Source organism: Acinetobacter sp. ESBL14 (assembly GCF_036668815.1).
GTDB classification, from domain to species: Bacteria; Pseudomonadota; Gammaproteobacteria; order Pseudomonadales; family Moraxellaceae; genus Acinetobacter; species Acinetobacter gyllenbergii.
Genome location: NZ_JAZEVS010000007.1, coordinates 38,503 through 53,639, shown reverse-complemented (window position 1 = coordinate 53,639; position 15,137 = coordinate 38,503). Strand labels below are relative to the sequence as shown.

The following is a 15,137-nucleotide window of genomic DNA, read 5'->3' as shown; positions in this document are numbered from 1 at the left end:
TTGTTATATGGGATTGAACTAAAAAATGAGCAATAGACCACGAAAATTTAAATCTAAATGTAAAAATTCTTTTTCTCTTAGATTGATTATAACATCCTGACCTTTGATGTATTTCCAAAAGTAGAGCATCAAACAAATGATAATTAGCGATATAGAGGATATTTTTAGGATATCGATACGTTTAGGTTATTAAACACACTTAAAAATATATTTTAATCAGTATTACAATTACTTAGTTTCTCTGCATATTAAAAATATTGAAATGAGCTACTGCAAATCATTAATATTCATCCTAATCTACTATAAAAACTAGGAACGCAACTGTGTCTGAGCAATTCGATTTTGTTTCGATTAAGAAGAAAGCTAATGTTCATTTTAATGGCACATCCATTAGCCACATTCTTGTATTAAAAGATGGAACCAAAAAAACTTTAGGTGTCATTCTTCCATCCGATGATCCTCTCACCTTTAAGACTCATTTAGCTGAACGTATTGAAATAATATCCGGACAATGCTCTGTTATAGTTGGTGATGATCCTGAAATGCAAATCTATGCTTCAGGCGAATCTTTTCAAATCCCAGCTAATAGCCAATTCAAGATTCAGACCAGTGAAGTCGTAGATTATGTTTGTCATTTTGAATAACACTTAAATCCAAAAGATTAAATTTAAGTTTTTGATGTTTTTTCTACAACTTGAGCATAAAGCACTTCCTGCTTTCTAAGTTTTCTGGCTAATATGTCATCAATAAAATCATCTGGCTTAAGCAAAAAGATACTAGGAAATTTCGAATACAATTCGTCCTTTTTTAAGGCTTCAGACCACTTCTCTAAATCTTCTTCAAGCTTCTCAATTCGTTTCGTAGTTGATTTTGGCCTTATAGAAAAAGCTGGAGACTTGGATACTTTAAACTTTTCAAGCGCTTGTCTTTCATCTTCAATTTTTTTCTTTATTTCGTTTATTCTTTCTGAAGCATAGTGATAATCAAATTCTTTAAAGGCAAGCTCGACCTCATTTATAACATGTTCAACCGCCTGTTTAGCATTTTTAAATTTACCCTGTGCTGCAACTTCTTGTCCTAAGATCTTGTAAAAAATCTCATATTTTCGATTTAGATAATTACGATTACGCTTATTAGCCCCCCGACTTCCCTTCACTCGATCTATAAAAGCACTGGGTAATCCATATAATTCACTGAAAGTATCACTATATTTGTTAAATAATAACTTCAATGTTTCAACTTTTTGATCTAGGTCAGCTGTATCATCTATATTTTCTTGCAATTGATGAAGTGTATTCATTATTTCAGCTAATAGAATACTATTGGTACATATTGCATATTTGACAGCCTGCACCCCTTCACTTAACTTTTCTAAAATCTCTCGCTTTTCAATCTCGGCATAAACCTCCTGATCAGCTCCAACACCAAAGCAATAAAATGCCTGAGCATAGAGATGTCGCTCTAATTGATTCAACTCTTCTTTGCTTGGAATACCTACATCCACTTATTCACCTAATCTAAAGTTAGTACCCGTACCATTTAAGTTAATATCTTTCAATTGTATTTCAACAATTTACTATCAAGCTCTATACCGCTTAGAGAATCATATTGAGTTTTAATATTAATACCTTCAACCACTCGGTTATTGGCTTGAATTGATCTAGCTAATCATCCAAATCACACTTCAAGCTACATCAAATCACTGATTATCTCAGTTGTAAACATAAATTTAACCCATAAAAGAATCATTGAAATAACCTTTAAAAATCAATAATAAAAATATGACGCTAGCCAAATCTTTTTAGATTTTACTGAAAATAAAACTCACTATTTAATCCAGTACACTAGTGCTCATGAGCTACTCGCTTTTGCTGATGATCTGCTATGGAAAATTAATGCTTGGACCTGCTAATCCCCGATCATCAAATACATATTTTGCACCTCAACCATTTCTGAAAAGGACACTAACTATTGAAGTGATCAACGCAACAAACGAATGAAAACGCAATGGATATCCATATGGATTTTCGATTTATTGGCGCTTAAGAGTTCGGGTTATTAATTTTAATTAATATATTAATACTTATATATTAGTAATATTTATATGAATATATTAATACTTATATATTAGTAATATTTATATGAATATATTAATACTTATATATTAGTAATATTTATATGAATATATTAATACTTATTTATTAATAATATTTATATGGATATATTTATTAGATATTGAAATGAGTTGGAGAGATTCCAGTCGATCAAACTCATTGATTGTTATCACTATCATATGAATGAGTGAATCACACATAAACTCAGACATTGAAGCCAATACAAACTAGCCCATTCTTAGCAGAAAATCAATTACGCATTTACTATGAATCGCGTCTGGAGTTTTCTCATGCCTAAATAATTCGAACCGATGAATATCCTCTTTGATCAACAGCCATTGATGACCTTTGAATCATCAATGCAGGCACTCTATTGCCTAAAATTCTGCTAAGAGGAATTATATGAATCTTCCCTTTAACCCGCTTGCTCAAGCTCTCTCTACTGCTGGTTGTTTTGAGTTATCGGATCGAGAATTACTGGATGAGCGTGAGTTGGACTTATTCCATCTCAAGTCCTTTGATAACGTGCATTACCATCTGAGATTACCTGATGAACGTCAATACACGACGATGACAGCTATCTCTCGACTATCCATCAATTGTGTGGAACATGAAACTCCTGCAATTGTGCTTCAGACCAAAATGACTGCTAAAGGTGAAATTGTTACCTATCAATATGCACCATGGTTTGAACCATCTCGCAGTACTTTTGATCAATGTATGTTATTTGAGTCAGGGCATTTTAAAGTTGGGAGTGAAATTCTCAGTTATGTTGATGCCAGATCTGCTTATCCAGATACGCCGTTATTACAGATGCTGCCTCCTGCTGGTGTTCCTTTAGAGCCTTGTCATATCGAAATAATTCAGCGAATAAACCAATTCGTAAGTCGTATTCGAGAAAACATGTTAGGTCCTGAGACTAAGCGTGAACTCAGAAAACGTAGAAAGCACTGCCGTAAGAATTACCGAAACAGTGTTAAATGGTTGGGTAAATATTTCAACACGTACAGCAAACTGCTGGTACTTCGTTTAGACCTCCACTACAAATATGATATTTCTGAATTGACCAATACCTCTCCAGACTTTAATAGTCCTAGACACAATGTACATTGTCTAATGACCATTAAAGCAGATATAGAACAGTTACTCGGTGATTTCCGCTCTGATCCTATATTGAAAGAAATTATTGGATACTATTTGAAATTTGAGCACGGGCCGTACAAGGGACAGCACGTGCATTGTATCTTTCTACTGGATGGGCACGATCATCAAAAAGATGTGAAGTGGGCTGAAAATATTGGTCAACATTGGGTCAAGCTTACCAATGGCAGAGGTACTTATCATAATTGCAATCGGAACAGCTCAGATTATAAATATCCTTGTACAGGAACGATCTCTTATGACGATCATGAAAAAATTCATAATTTGTGTCGTTGTCTCGCCTATTTAACCAAGGCTGATCAATATTTTCTTTTTGGACCACTCGCCTGCTTTCGTACCATTCAAAAAAGTGTAGCTCCTCAAGAACAATCAGGGCTTGGTAGACCACGGGAGAAAACGAGTACCCCTTTATCTTTTGATTCTGTCAAAAAGTTCTATAAGGGGAAATGCTAATGGATAAATTCGAATTATTTTATGCCGAGCACTTCCTATCGACGCTGAATCCTCAACAAGTACCTATACCTGGTTCTTTGTCCTTGGCAACACCTCATCAAGCCACACTGCATGAGATTGATGCCCTAGGAGCAGAGATGGTAAGCAAAAAATCTAGCAAGATTTTTAAGATGATGCGAAGTTTTGGTGATGCCCCTAATTTGCAATTGCTGCCTTTTGGGCTCAGATTCTGCGCCGTCCTGAACGGAATGAAATCAAATCCATATATTCTTGGCACAATTCCCTGTGTTCAACTTGCTCCAAAGATTCAACTACAAAAGGATCTTATAGAACAGCATCAATTGCCAATGATCAATCATTTACATCCCAACTTTGAAGTTGCAGTTGATATGTACATGGCGCATTACAAAATGCTTACTTTGACTCAGAAACATAAAAGTCTAGAAAATGCTTGGACACGAGAGCAAAAAAAGGGACATTGGCTTTATGAAAACTTCATAATCAAGCTATTGGGAATGGTACGCTCTTTTGATGTTTATTGTATGACCTTGATCAATGATGTCGGCAAAATCAGTCATGAGGATCTAAACAGAACTTATTTGCTATTCGATCATCATATTCAAGAGATCGTTGCAGTTGCTCATGACACTAAAAAGGCAAATATTCTGGCTATTGTTGGTAAATGGGAAGCCACTCATTTTCAACAGGTGAATCTTAACTTATTTTTCTTTGTTGCCAGAAAAACAAGTGATTTCATACCTTTTGAAGAAACCATAATTTATCAAAGTCTAAATCAATTCATCGACCAGACTGGATTAATTCACTCGGCATGGACTCCTCTACCAAATGTGATGACGCCAATTTTCTATAACGTCAATCAAATCAATATTGGTAAACGACTTCAGATTCTCAAGGCTTATTTTATTGGTACGGACCACTATGTTCGGATTTTTGATAATAAACCCTCATTTGAGGTGTTCTATCAAGCCGAAGAGCCTTTTATATACAGCAATACCCCAGCAGACAAGGCATTAGCCGAATAACTTGGATACCGTCGAGAATACAATAAATCTCAACGGTATTTGTATCAGCAAAGATTGCTGATTGAATAGGTACAAAGATATGATTGAAAAGCGCTACCGTGTAAAAGACCTCGTCAACTATCCTGAACGTCCTGCAAAGGACTATGTTGATCGGAAGGGCCGTAGAAGAAAGCTCTCACACAAGCCTGCGAGTAAGGGATTATTGAATATCGCAGAGTCGACATTTTGGAAGATGATTCGACGAGGTGATTTCCCAGAACCCACCTACTTAACAGCAAGTATGCCCACTTGGACTGAAAGCCAGATAAATGCTTGGCTTGAACTGAAGGAGCTTAAAGCTGCATAAACTGAAATAGCCTGTCTTATGACAGGCTATTTGTATTTATATCCATAATTAAAACATCAATACCTCAAAGCACAGCGACTTTGGTACAGCTTTTTCCTTCCATCTGTAGATTATGTACAAAATATTGTCTGTACAGAATATTGACACTTTAATTAATTAGACTTATAGTTAGTATGCTTAGTCGCAATTGTAAGAGTAATAAGCTAACTAGTGTCTACCTAAGTATCTAAATTAATGCCCAGAAATGAATGATGCAAATACAGCCAGCCATAGTGTCCAAATGTAATGATCAATGTATCTAAAAAGTGACCAAAATAGTGCTAAATGAAATGTCAAAATATAGTGGCGAATATCCTACAGATCGTAATTAATGACTTGTAATGCTTGAGTAATAGGAAAATTAAGACTATGCAAATTTTCACTTATACCGATGCTCGCAATAATCTGAAAACTGTTTTAGACCGTGTTATTGATGATTCAGATGTTGCAGTAATTACGAGGAAAGAAGGTCAACATGCAGTTGTAATGGGACAAGACTATTACAATAGTATAATGGAAACATTGCACCTCATGTCTTCTCCAAGTAACGCAGCACACCTATCGAAATCAATTGCAGAATTACGGGCATCTAAAGCAATCGAAAGAGAACTTTTAGATGAAACGGAAGACTAGTTTTACTCCAACAGCTTGGGAAGATTATGTGTACTGGCAAAGCCAAGACAAAAAGACTCTTAAGCGCATCAATACATTAATCAAAGAGTGTCTTCGTACTCCCTTTGACGGTATTGGCAAGCCTGAACCATTACTCGGTGATTTAGCTGGGTTTTGGAGCAGACGAATAGATGAAAAAAATAGATTAGTCTATGAAGCAACTGAGGTAGCGATAACTATTATTTCTTGTCGTTATCACTACGAATAAAAGAAGGCCTAACTTAATGTTAGGCCTTCTTTACATAAAACATTTACTACATAACCCACCTACTTAACAGCAAGTATACCCACTTGGACTGAAAGCCAGATAAATGATTGGCTTGAACTGAAGGAGCTAAAAGCTGCATAAATCAAAACAGCCTGTCGATAGCAGGCTGTTTTATTAAAATTCTTAAATTAATATCGTACTTTGTTTCTGAATTAGTACAATAAACTATCATCTTTAAGATAGAATAAATATATTTATAAATCATCGTAAATAATACATATGCTCAAATCAAAAACTCTCACTTTTTCAATATCCATTGCTCTGCTTTTGATTGGTTCTGCTTTCTTTTATAGATATGTTATTTATTTACCAAGCATCCAAAAAGAAAAAATAAGCAACTCGAAATTAAACAAGAAAAATATGACACATGTATTGATCAAGCATATCAATACTACAATGATACATGGAGCCTACGTTGTCAGGAACAATTTGAGATTGTATCTAAGAAAAATGATCTATGTATCAATACCCTAAAAAACCAAGGTGCTGATTATAAAACAGCTTCAGAACAATGTTATACCAAATACCCTTTAGGTGATTATGCCGTTGACTGCAAATCTCTTCCTTTAGATTCAGTAAAAGATATTAATATCAAGCTAGAAAAAGATAAAAACCTATGTCAGAAATTAATTTAGACACTATTTTATTCAATTAGGGTTTCTCTTTAATTAACTATTGCCTTGTTAGCTGTGCAAGTAGTTTTAGGTTAATACTGAACATTAAGAAAGCATAACAAGTTTAATTAGTAGATACCCTCTTTAACTAATTTAGCTCAAGGAAAGATTCTAAATAGTCAGCCCATTCTTGCATCATCTCCCGACGGTTATTCAGGAACTTTGTTCGATTGTATGCAGTACCATTATTGTCTTTAACCTTATGCGCCAGTTGATGCTCAATAAAATCCACACGTTGCTCAAGAATCTCATCAAGCATTGTCCTTGCTGTTGCTCTTAAGCCGTGTGCTGTTTGTTTACCACCATACCCTAAGCGTTTTAAAGCCGTATTGATGGTATTGTCTGATAGATAACTCTTTGCATCACGTCCAACAAATAGGTATTCACTATGTGGATAAAGATCAATAATCGACTCAACCAATTCATAAGCTTGATCTGACAATGGAACTACGTGCTGTTGCTTGGTTTTACTAGCTATAAATTTAAAGCATCGCTCTTCAGGATAGTAGTAACTCTTTTTAAGTTTTCTGATTTCACCAGGTCTTTGAAAAGTTAATACTGAAAGTTTTAATGCAACCTGTGTAGTGATTAAGCATCTAGCATGTAATGATGAATAGTTCCAAATTTTATTCAGCAATGGAGCTAAGTCCTGCTCTTCTGTCACTGCTGCAAAATTTCCACCTTGTGGATTAGGTAATTCAATATCTTCTATTGGGTTATATTGGATTAGCTTCTTTTTTCTAGCCGATTTAAAGATTTGGTTCAAATCTGACTTTAATCGTTTAGCTACCGATAAGGCACCGCGCTCTATAATACGCTGGAATACTTTGACTTCTAGTACATCTAAGGTGAGCTGAGGAAAACTCATATCTCCAATGTAAGGATACGCATCATGATTTAATCGACGAAGTGTTTCCTCGTCTTGTTTACCTTCTAATTCTCGTTTTTTAAGCCATTCTGCACTAACTACACGAAACGTATGTTCCGCTTCTTTCAATTTTTGATTTTTAGTCTCTAAACGTACTGTTGCTGGATCAATGCCCTGTTTGATCAATTTTTTATATTCATCACGAATATTTCGTGCTTCTTCTAAAGTGACTTCTGGATACGTCCCTAAAGACAAATCATTGCGTTTGCCAATATATGGCCGAGTATAATTAAAAATCCAGTATTTGCTGCCACTAGAGTCAATACGTAAGTAAAGATTGCCCCCATCAGGAAGCTTATACATTTTATCAGGACTTGCTTTTGCTTTTTTAACTTGTAAAGCAGTCAGTTTATTGATTCCACGTGCAGTCATAGCGTATAAACAAAAAAAATGCAGTAAGAAATTATCTTACTGCATTTTTTACTACTTTATAACTACTGATTGGCGTAGTGCGTCACAGCTTGTCATATCGTTCCGCTTCTAACTTTAACCTTATAAGTCAACAACTTATGCAGTGTTAAACAGTGTCAGAAACTTCAATGTGGCGGAAGCGGTGAGATTCGAACTCACGGAGGACTCACACCCTCGTCGGTTTTCAAGACCGGTGCATTAAACCGCTCTGCCACGCTTCCAATGGCGGCTATCATATAAATAAAAGTTCAACTTGGCAAATCTTTTATTCAAAATAATGCATCAACCGCTCAAAATAAAATCAACAGCCTGTAATTTTAAGCATTTTCAGGTTTTTCATAGCGAATGGAATTGATATACCACAGTTTTTTTCCCAAGGGTGTATGTACTTCTACTTCATCATCCACTTGTTTCCCCAGTAAAGCACGGGCCATTGGTGACTCAATCGAAATATGTTGCGGGTGATGATCGTAAATTTCATCGACCCCCACCAAACGCAATTTTTTTTGCTCCCCTGCATCATTTTCAATTTCAACCCAAGCACCAAAGTAGACTTTCCCCTCCTGCTCAGGTACATAGTCAACAATTTTTAATTCTTCTAAACGCTTTCCTAAGTAACGGACCCGACGATCAATCTTTCTAAGTATTTGTTTATTATATTGATAATCTGCATTTTCAGATCGATCTCCAAGGCTAGCGGCCCAATTCACTTTCTTGGTGATCTCAGGACGTTCATCATGCCAAAGCTTTTTGAGCTCGGCGACCAATAAATCATGTCCAGTACGCGTAATTAAATTCGATTTCATAAGCCCAAATACGTTAATACAACAGTCCATTTACAAGTTTTTGCATTGTATTCCTTATTTCGCCACCACTAAAGTGTATAAATTTTATTCTTTTCCAAATCATAGGTTTGTGATGCAACTCTCAGTTTTTTATTGTGCAAAATTTGACATTCTTAGTTTTGCCGCTTAATATGCGCCCCTAAGTTTGTTTTTGTTTATTTTTTATACACTTTGTAAATGTTGTGAAACATTTGCATCATTTTTCCCTTTAATCAATGTCATTTTGAATGACGTTCATGATTTGCCCACCCCTTATTGAATTTATCAACTTTTAAAAGTTAAGGCAGTGTTTTGCTGAACTTTTTGGGCATAAATTATCTGTAGCGGAGACAACATGCACAGTAATTCAAGTTCTGGGTCGAGGCCTAGCCTTAACTCTTTATCTTCCAAACGACCTTTTCAAGCTTTAGCCTTAGGAGTAGCCATCCTTCCTTTCAATAGCTTGAATGCTGAAAAATCACATCAATACAACACGATTGTGAACACCAATATTTTAACAGTGGTTGCGGTTGAAACCCCAACAACAGTGTTTAAAGAAGGTGAATTCCTACATGGTTTTGGTTACGATTTAGCGCGTAAATACGCACAAAGTTTAAATGTAAAGCTCGATTTTAAAACGGTTCCCGACAATGCCACGGCATTGAAATGGGTTGCACAAGGTAAAGCGAATATCGCGATGACCACAGCGAATCTGGCAGCAATTGAAAGTAAACAACTGGTTTCATTTTCAGCAAGTTGTGGTGACCAAGCAAGTTTGAGCAAAAATGGTTTAAATCCTCAGTTAAACTGGGTATTCAAACAAGCTGATGATCCGCTCACCCTGACCGCAAGTGGTTTTATCTGTCAAAGTAAGCAATCGGGTATGACCCAGCAATTGGCCTCGTTCTATAACCGCAATGTGGTTAAACCAGAGTCGTGGTCAACCATTCAAAGAGATTTGAAACAACGCTTACCGATTTATAAGGCCAGCTTTAAACAAAGCGCGTCTAAATACAATTTAGATTGGCACTTACTCGCAGCAATTGGCTATCAAGAGTCTTATCTTAAACCAAGCTCAGTTTCTCCCACTGGTGTCCGTGGTTTAATGATGTTGACCAATAGTACAGCCAAGGCAATGGGTGTGAGCAACCGCTCAGATCCTCTGCAAAGTATTCAAGGCGGTGCGAAATATTTTGATTTGATGCTAGACCAATTTGGCAATGTACCTTATCCAGATCGTAACTGGTACGCCTTAGTGGCATATAATATGGGACCTGGCGCAGTCAGCCAGATTCAAAAACGTATTCGTGCACAAGGCAAAGACCCGAATCAATGGGTCAACTTATATGACTATTTACAACGCAACCAAGCGCGAAATGGTCGCTATAAGCAAGCGGTACAATATGTAACGCGTATCCGTACTTATTTAGAACACCTCAAAACCAATAGTCGTATTGATGTCTAAATAGAGATAAAAAAAAGCTTACCACTGGGTAAGCTTTTTTTTATGGCAACAGTAATTAAGCTGTTTGCTCAAGTACTTTCTTAAATAAATCTTTTTGTTCTTGGCTTGGCTTCGCTGTTTGTAAAGCCATAAGTTGTGACATATCGCCTTGTACTTTGATTTTACCTGTCATGAATGCTTGCATTGCAGCAGCCATGTCAAATTCCAAGAATACTTTACGTAAAGTTTCAGCATCCATGTTCAAAGTAGTTTTCGCATTTGAAGATAAACCTTTTTGGATTTTACCTGCATCTAAAGCCAATTCAGTATTACCTGCTGCATCTGTTACAACCAAGTTAATCGCTAAATTCGCAAGTGCTGGTGGTAAATTTAAATCACCAGCTTCAGCAGTCAGTTTTTCAACAGTTGCAAACCAATCATCAGTTAAAAATGCAGCCATGATTATTCCTCAAATGTATTTGTTCAATTTCTTGTGCCATCTATCCAGACGACATCTCATGAAGCAATTTGCTTGTGCCCTGTTATAGCATGTAATTTTTAATTTAGGCTATGATTTTTTGTACGCGTGATTCAATTTTTAAATTTTTTATAAAAAAAAGGTACTTAAGCAGTACCTTTTAAAAAAGTTTTACACTTTACTCAGCAGCAAAACTCAGATTCACCACATCCAAACGATTTTTCAGCTCTTCTGGATCTTTCATGTCAAACTCGCGCTGCCCGTCTAAAGCTTCAAAATCGAATAGCTCACGATCCGCCAATTGCGAGGGAGAAACATTCTGTAAGGCACCAAAAATACTGTGTAAGCGCTTAGGATGCTGTTTATCCCATTCACGCAACATATCATTAATAATGGCGCGCTGTAGATTTTCTTGTGAACCACATAAGTTACAAGGAATAATCGGGAACTGGCGTAACTCAGCATATTTGATAATGTCTTTTTCTTCGACATAAGCCAAAGGACGAATCAAAATATTCTTTTTATCTGAAGAAAGTAATTTTGGCGGCATTGCCTTTAAGCTACCACCATGGAATAAATTCAAAAAGAAGGTTGCCATAATGTCATCACGGTGATGACCCAACGCGACTTTGGTTGCACCAATTTCTTGTGCAAAGCCATAAAGCGAGCCACGGCGCAGGCGTGAGCACACTGCACAATAGGTTTTACCTTCTGGGGTTAAACGTTTGGTAATGGTATAGGTGTCTTTTTCCAGAATGTAATACGGAATATTGTTTTCTTCCATATAACGTGGCAATACATCTTCTGGGAATCCCGGTTGTTTCTGGTCAAGATTCACCGCAACGATATCAAAATTGATCGGTGCAATACGTTTAAACTGCAACAAGATATCGAGCAAGGTATAGCTGTCTTTACCACCAGACACGCAGACCATGACTTTATCGCCATCTTCGATCATGTTGTAATCACGAATTGCATGCCCAACCTGACGACGAAGCTTTTTCAATAGACGATAATACGCTGAACTTGTCGGTAGTTCTGGCTTGAAATTAAATCCTTGATTGGACTCCACTGGCGCGTACATAGACGTGATTTACTCATAAACAAAAATACCGCAAGATTTTATCTCATTCCGAAAAAATGCGCATCTAAAGAATTTTTCAATTTCTTTCAATCGTCATATTTCAGTTTCATACTGGTAAAATTCTGATCAAAAAATGTCAAATTGGCCTAGATTGCTTATATTTCAAACTTTTCCACAGTTGTCCACAAAAGCTGTGGATAAATTTGTGGATTTCTTCGCTATTGACAAACTGTTTTTATCTTAAAATAAGGCTTCCCATTAGATTGATCATTTTTTAACCAATGATTTTATTAAAATAAAATCAACTAGTTACATAAGTCAAGACTTGGTTTTTAAAAAAAATATTTTAATTTTTTTTGCTGAACATTCGAACAAAAAGACTTGCTTTTTGTCCGACAGCCAAAAATAAAAAAATTGTAGCCAAAGTTCTTTTTTTACTTTTTTTTGTTAAACTGCTGTGAAGAACTTATGCTCATCCTTTCGTGAATATTATAATGATGAACAAAACAACGTATTTTTTTACCCTTTGCTTGGGGACAATCGGTTTTTTTAATGGCATAACTTCAAGTTATGCGGGGCAGACCATTTATCAATTTAAAGACAATAATGGCACTACCCTGCTCACCAATAAGAAAAAAGCCGAATACAGTCATTTAAAAGTGATTAAAGCCACCTATTATCCAGACAGTAATATCCATAGTTATAGCAACTGGGGCGCCAGTGAGGCCTCAGTACTGCCAAGCTATAGCCGTAATAAAAATGCCTTTGATCACCTGATTCGCCAAGCAGCACAACAACATGGTATTTCAGAAGGCTTAATTAAAGCCGTTATGCATACCGAATCAGGTTTCAATATTAATGCACGCTCACCGGTAGGTGCCCAAGGCCTGATGCAGCTCATGCCTGCCACAGCACGCCGCTTCAATGTCAATAATGCCTATGACCCACAACAAAACATCTTTGCAGGTGCACGTTATCTGAGCTGGTTACTTAAACGCTTTAATGGCGATACCCGACTGGCGATTGCAGCCTATAATGCAGGTGAAGGCAATGTGGATAAATATGGTGGCATTCCACCATTTCGTGAAACCCAAGATTATGTGCGTCGTGTGACCAGCCGTTATCAAAATCTTTATGCCTCAGGCTTAGGCAACTCGCTCAATACTTCCAACAACGCACCTACAAATGCCCAAGTATTGGCCCAATCGGCAAATTACACAGCCCCTGCCAATGAAACGACTGAAACCACACCAGCCCCAAGGCAATATAATCGCCAAATTATTACCCTTGACGATGGTACCTTTACCGATGCACCATCAGGAACATATACCACGACCAATGCCACTGCTTCTGCCAGAATACGCCTCAGTGATTAACAATTCAGGCCAGCTATTCTCGCAGAATGATTTTGCCTGATATTTTTTAGACAAAATTTCATTTAAGTCACTGTTTCATAGCCAATTCATCGTTTTATAGGCTAAATGTATCTGTGCCCACTTTTTGCTTGAATTTTTACAATTCGCCCTGCATATTAGCGTTATGATTTATAATTTATAAATCAGATCACTTTTTCTTTATAAGAGGGTTTTCTCAATGATGCGGATTGGTTTGTTCTTGCTAACCAACCTCGCGGTACTGGTTGTAGCTGGCATTATCTTGTCACTCTTCGGTGTCGGTAGTTACCATGGCGCGGGTGGCTTGAATCTAGGCAACCTACTGGTCATCTGTTTTGTCTTTGGTATGGTAGGTTCTTTAATTTCCTTATTCATGTCGAAGTGGATGGCGAAAAAAACCACTGGAACTGAATTAATCGACCCAAATGCACCTCGTAGTCAAGCAGAAGCTTGGTTATTACAAGAAGTCGCGCAATTATCGCAACGTGCAGGTATTAAAATGCCTGAAGTCGGTATTTTCCCTTCTTACCAATCCAATGCATTTGCGACAGGTTGGAATAAAAATGACGCCCTGGTAGCTGTTTCAACAGGTCTACTTGAGCGCATGAACAAAGATGAACTTCGTGCAGTACTCGCACACGAAATTGGTCACGTTGCCAACGGCGACATGGTGACCCTTGCATTGATTCAAGGTGTAGTGAACGCCTTTGTCATGTTCTTTGCTCGTATTGCAGGTGACTTTATTGACCGCAATGTGTTCGGTCGTGAAGAAGGTGAAGCACCAGGTCTTGCTTATTTTGCCATTACCATCGTACTCGACATCGTATTCGGTATTATGGCCTCTGCGATTGTGATGTGGTTCTCTCGTCAACGTGAATACCGCGCAGACGAAGCTGGTGCCCGTTTAGCAGGTAAACAAGCAATGATCTCTGCCCTGCTTCGTTTACAAGCAGAATCAGAAATGCCAGACCAAATGCCGAAAGAAATGAAAGCATTTGCGATTGCGGAAGGTAAGGAACAAGGCTTTAGCTTAGCGGCTTTATTCCAAACCCACCCAACTATTGAACAACGTGTTGCTGCCTTACAGCAATTAAATGTTCAATAATCAGTATCAGATAAATGATAAAGCCTCCATCATGGAGGCTTTATTTTTGCTTAAAAATCTAGTGGGCTTGAAAAGACTGATAAAATTGCCATAGATAGCTAAAACCAGCCCACACCGCGACAACCAATAAAATCAGCACAGCAATACCCAATAAATCGGGGATTCTTAACCAAATCCAACTCACGATCGGATTACGCCAAAAAGCTGATGTTTTCTGCTTTTGTTCCAGTGATTCGTGTAGAAATGGATGCACCACATGAATATCACTATGCACCTGATACTCTTCACGGATATGCGCATGTACGATTTCCAGTGTCCTGCGGCTTGGTCGAATAAAGACATCGAATACAGTGCCGACAATGGGAACAAATCCGACCAGCATATCCATAATTGCCAGCTTAAGCACACCTTTGAGTTTATGTTGCGGTACGCCCACTTCTCTGGCTTTTTTAAAGGCATATAGTGTCAAAACAAAACCCGCGATATCGCCAGCAAAAGGAATAGTACTCAATGCAGCATCGGCCCCGACTCCCTGTTTGGTAAAAGGAATCCGTACCAAACTATCCATGGTGTTGGCAAATTTGGCTAAATCACGCTCTACAGCGATGGCTTGCTGCTGAGTTAATTTTTTTTGTTCTGTTGGAGCTGTCATTCATACAACCTAAAACGATGTTTATGCTTGAGAATAAAGCAGATTTT

At 37.3% G+C, this 15,137-nt stretch carries 15 protein-coding genes, 1 tRNA gene and 1 pseudogene; 10 read left to right on the top strand and 7 right to left on the bottom strand.

Annotation, left to right across the window (positions count from 1 at the left end; genetic code table 11):
• Positions 1-323: 323 nt before the first annotated feature.
• Entirely contained in the window at positions 324-644 is a 321-nt protein-coding gene (locus V6E90_RS18350; protein ID WP_065343460.1) for a pyrimidine/purine nucleoside phosphorylase, read from the top strand.
• Between the two features lie 23 nt (positions 645-667).
• Here the strand turns inward: V6E90_RS18350 and V6E90_RS18345 are convergent, their stop codons facing one another.
• Positions 668-1,504 (bottom strand): hypothetical protein, encoded by an 837-nt coding sequence (locus tag V6E90_RS18345; protein ID WP_065343461.1) that lies wholly within the window; start codon positions 1,502-1,504, stop codon positions 668-670.
• A 1,012-nt stretch (positions 1,505-2,516) separates the two neighbouring features.
• On the opposite strand from V6E90_RS18345, the gene V6E90_RS18340 reads away from it, so the two are divergent.
• The 6 genes and pseudogenes from V6E90_RS18340 to V6E90_RS18315 form a co-directional block, all read left to right on the top strand.
• On the top strand, positions 2,517-3,728 hold the full coding sequence (locus V6E90_RS18340) for a hypothetical protein (RefSeq protein ID WP_332606130.1): 1,212 nt from the start codon (positions 2,517-2,519) through the stop codon (positions 3,726-3,728).
• Positions 3,728-4,771: a hypothetical protein gene (locus V6E90_RS18335; protein ID WP_332606129.1), complete on the top strand. Its 1,044-nt coding sequence runs from the start codon at positions 3,728-3,730 to the stop codon at positions 4,769-4,771. Before V6E90_RS18340 ends, V6E90_RS18335 begins: the two co-directional genes overlap by 1 nt.
• Positions 4,772-4,850: 79 nt before the next feature.
• A complete protein-coding gene (locus tag V6E90_RS18330; protein WP_065343464.1) occupies positions 4,851-5,117 on the top strand; it encodes a helix-turn-helix transcriptional regulator in 267 nt (88 codons plus the stop codon).
• Between the two features lie 408 nt (positions 5,118-5,525).
• On the top strand, positions 5,526-5,789 hold the full coding sequence (locus tag V6E90_RS18325; protein WP_065343465.1) for a type II toxin-antitoxin system Phd/YefM family antitoxin: 264 nt from the start codon (positions 5,526-5,528) through the stop codon (positions 5,787-5,789).
• Positions 5,773-6,036, top strand: a complete 264-nt coding sequence (locus tag V6E90_RS18320) for a Txe/YoeB family addiction module toxin (RefSeq protein ID WP_065343466.1) — start codon at positions 5,773-5,775, stop codon at positions 6,034-6,036. The genes V6E90_RS18325 and V6E90_RS18320 overlap by 17 nt, the downstream gene beginning before the upstream one ends.
• Positions 6,037-6,090: 54 nt before the next feature.
• Positions 6,091-6,177: pseudogene (locus tag V6E90_RS18315) on the top strand (helix-turn-helix transcriptional regulator); the annotation flags it as partial.
• A 681-nt stretch (positions 6,178-6,858) separates the two neighbouring features.
• On the opposite strand, the gene V6E90_RS18310 reads toward V6E90_RS18315, so the two are convergent.
• The 3 genes from V6E90_RS18310 to greB all read right to left on the bottom strand — a co-directional run bounded on the left by V6E90_RS18310 (position 6,859) and on the right by greB (position 8,915).
• Entirely contained in the window at positions 6,859-8,070 is a 1,212-nt protein-coding gene (locus tag V6E90_RS18310) for a tyrosine-type recombinase/integrase (protein ID WP_065343468.1), read from the bottom strand.
• Between the two features lie 170 nt (positions 8,071-8,240).
• Positions 8,241-8,330 (bottom strand) — tRNA-Ser (locus V6E90_RS18305).
• A 96-nt stretch (positions 8,331-8,426) separates the two neighbouring features.
• Positions 8,427-8,915, bottom strand: a complete 489-nt coding sequence (gene greB / locus V6E90_RS18300) for a transcription elongation factor GreB (protein ID WP_005202026.1) — start codon at positions 8,913-8,915, stop codon at positions 8,427-8,429.
• A 373-nt stretch (positions 8,916-9,288) separates the two neighbouring features.
• Between greB and V6E90_RS18295 the strand changes: the two genes are divergently transcribed.
• Positions 9,289-10,398 (top strand): transglycosylase SLT domain-containing protein, encoded by a 1,110-nt coding sequence (locus V6E90_RS18295; protein ID WP_016660197.1) that lies wholly within the window; start codon positions 9,289-9,291, stop codon positions 10,396-10,398.
• A 55-nt stretch (positions 10,399-10,453) separates the two neighbouring features.
• On the opposite strand, the gene V6E90_RS18290 is transcribed toward V6E90_RS18295, so the two are convergent.
• Positions 10,454-10,837, bottom strand: coding sequence for an SCP2 sterol-binding domain-containing protein (locus V6E90_RS18290; protein ID WP_004651955.1), 384 nt, complete (start codon positions 10,835-10,837; stop codon positions 10,454-10,456).
• 196 nt (positions 10,838-11,033) lie between these two features.
• Positions 11,034-11,939, bottom strand: a complete 906-nt coding sequence (gene ttcA / locus V6E90_RS18285; protein ID WP_004651954.1) for a tRNA 2-thiocytidine(32) synthetase TtcA — start codon at positions 11,937-11,939, stop codon at positions 11,034-11,036.
• 497 nt (positions 11,940-12,436) lie between these two features.
• Between ttcA and V6E90_RS18280 the strand changes: the two genes are divergently transcribed.
• Both V6E90_RS18280 and htpX read left to right on the top strand, forming a co-directional pair.
• The gene (locus V6E90_RS18280; RefSeq protein WP_081401612.1) at positions 12,437-13,315 is read left to right on the top strand and encodes a lytic transglycosylase domain-containing protein; all 879 of its coding nucleotides are present in this window, start codon (positions 12,437-12,439) and stop codon (positions 13,313-13,315) included.
• A 217-nt stretch (positions 13,316-13,532) separates the two neighbouring features.
• The gene (gene htpX, locus V6E90_RS18275; protein WP_016543056.1) at positions 13,533-14,438 is read left to right on the top strand and encodes a protease HtpX; all 906 of its coding nucleotides are present in this window, start codon (positions 13,533-13,535) and stop codon (positions 14,436-14,438) included.
• A 58-nt stretch (positions 14,439-14,496) separates the two neighbouring features.
• Here htpX and V6E90_RS18270 read toward each other — a convergent pair whose 3' ends face one another.
• Positions 14,497-15,090, bottom strand: coding sequence for a DUF4112 domain-containing protein (locus V6E90_RS18270; protein WP_023271418.1), 594 nt, complete (start codon positions 15,088-15,090; stop codon positions 14,497-14,499).
• Between the last annotated feature and the right edge of the window lie 47 nt (positions 15,091-15,137).

Excerpts from the sequence above, each read along its gene's own strand:
- V6E90_RS18290 (WP_004651955.1), bottom strand. The coding sequence starts at position 10,837 with ATGGCTGCATTTTTAACTGATGATTGGTTTGCAACTGTTGAAAAACTG.
- V6E90_RS18330 (WP_065343464.1), top strand. The coding sequence starts at position 4,851 with ATGATTGAAAAGCGCTACCGTGTAAAAGACCTCGTCAACTATCCTGAA.
- V6E90_RS18310 (WP_065343468.1), bottom strand. The coding sequence starts at position 8,070 with ATGACTGCACGTGGAATCAATAAACTGACTGCTTTACAAGTTAAAAAA.
- htpX (WP_016543056.1), top strand. The coding sequence starts at position 13,533 with ATGATGCGGATTGGTTTGTTCTTGCTAACCAACCTCGCGGTACTGGTT.
- V6E90_RS18325 (WP_065343465.1), top strand. The coding sequence starts at position 5,526 with ATGCAAATTTTCACTTATACCGATGCTCGCAATAATCTGAAAACTGTT.
- ttcA (WP_004651954.1), bottom strand. The coding sequence starts at position 11,939 with ATGTACGCGCCAGTGGAGTCCAATCAAGGATTTAATTTCAAGCCAGAA.
- V6E90_RS18270 (WP_023271418.1), bottom strand. The coding sequence starts at position 15,090 with ATGACAGCTCCAACAGAACAAAAAAAATTAACTCAGCAGCAAGCCATC.
- V6E90_RS18335 (WP_332606129.1), top strand. The coding sequence starts at position 3,728 with ATGGATAAATTCGAATTATTTTATGCCGAGCACTTCCTATCGACGCTG.
- V6E90_RS18340 (WP_332606130.1), top strand. The coding sequence starts at position 2,517 with ATGAATCTTCCCTTTAACCCGCTTGCTCAAGCTCTCTCTACTGCTGGT.
- V6E90_RS18295 (WP_016660197.1), top strand. The coding sequence starts at position 9,289 with ATGCACAGTAATTCAAGTTCTGGGTCGAGGCCTAGCCTTAACTCTTTA.
- V6E90_RS18280 (WP_081401612.1), top strand. The coding sequence starts at position 12,437 with ATGAACAAAACAACGTATTTTTTTACCCTTTGCTTGGGGACAATCGGT.
- V6E90_RS18320 (WP_065343466.1), top strand. The coding sequence starts at position 5,773 with ATGAAACGGAAGACTAGTTTTACTCCAACAGCTTGGGAAGATTATGTG.
- greB (WP_005202026.1), bottom strand. The coding sequence starts at position 8,915 with ATGAAATCGAATTTAATTACGCGTACTGGACATGATTTATTGGTCGCC.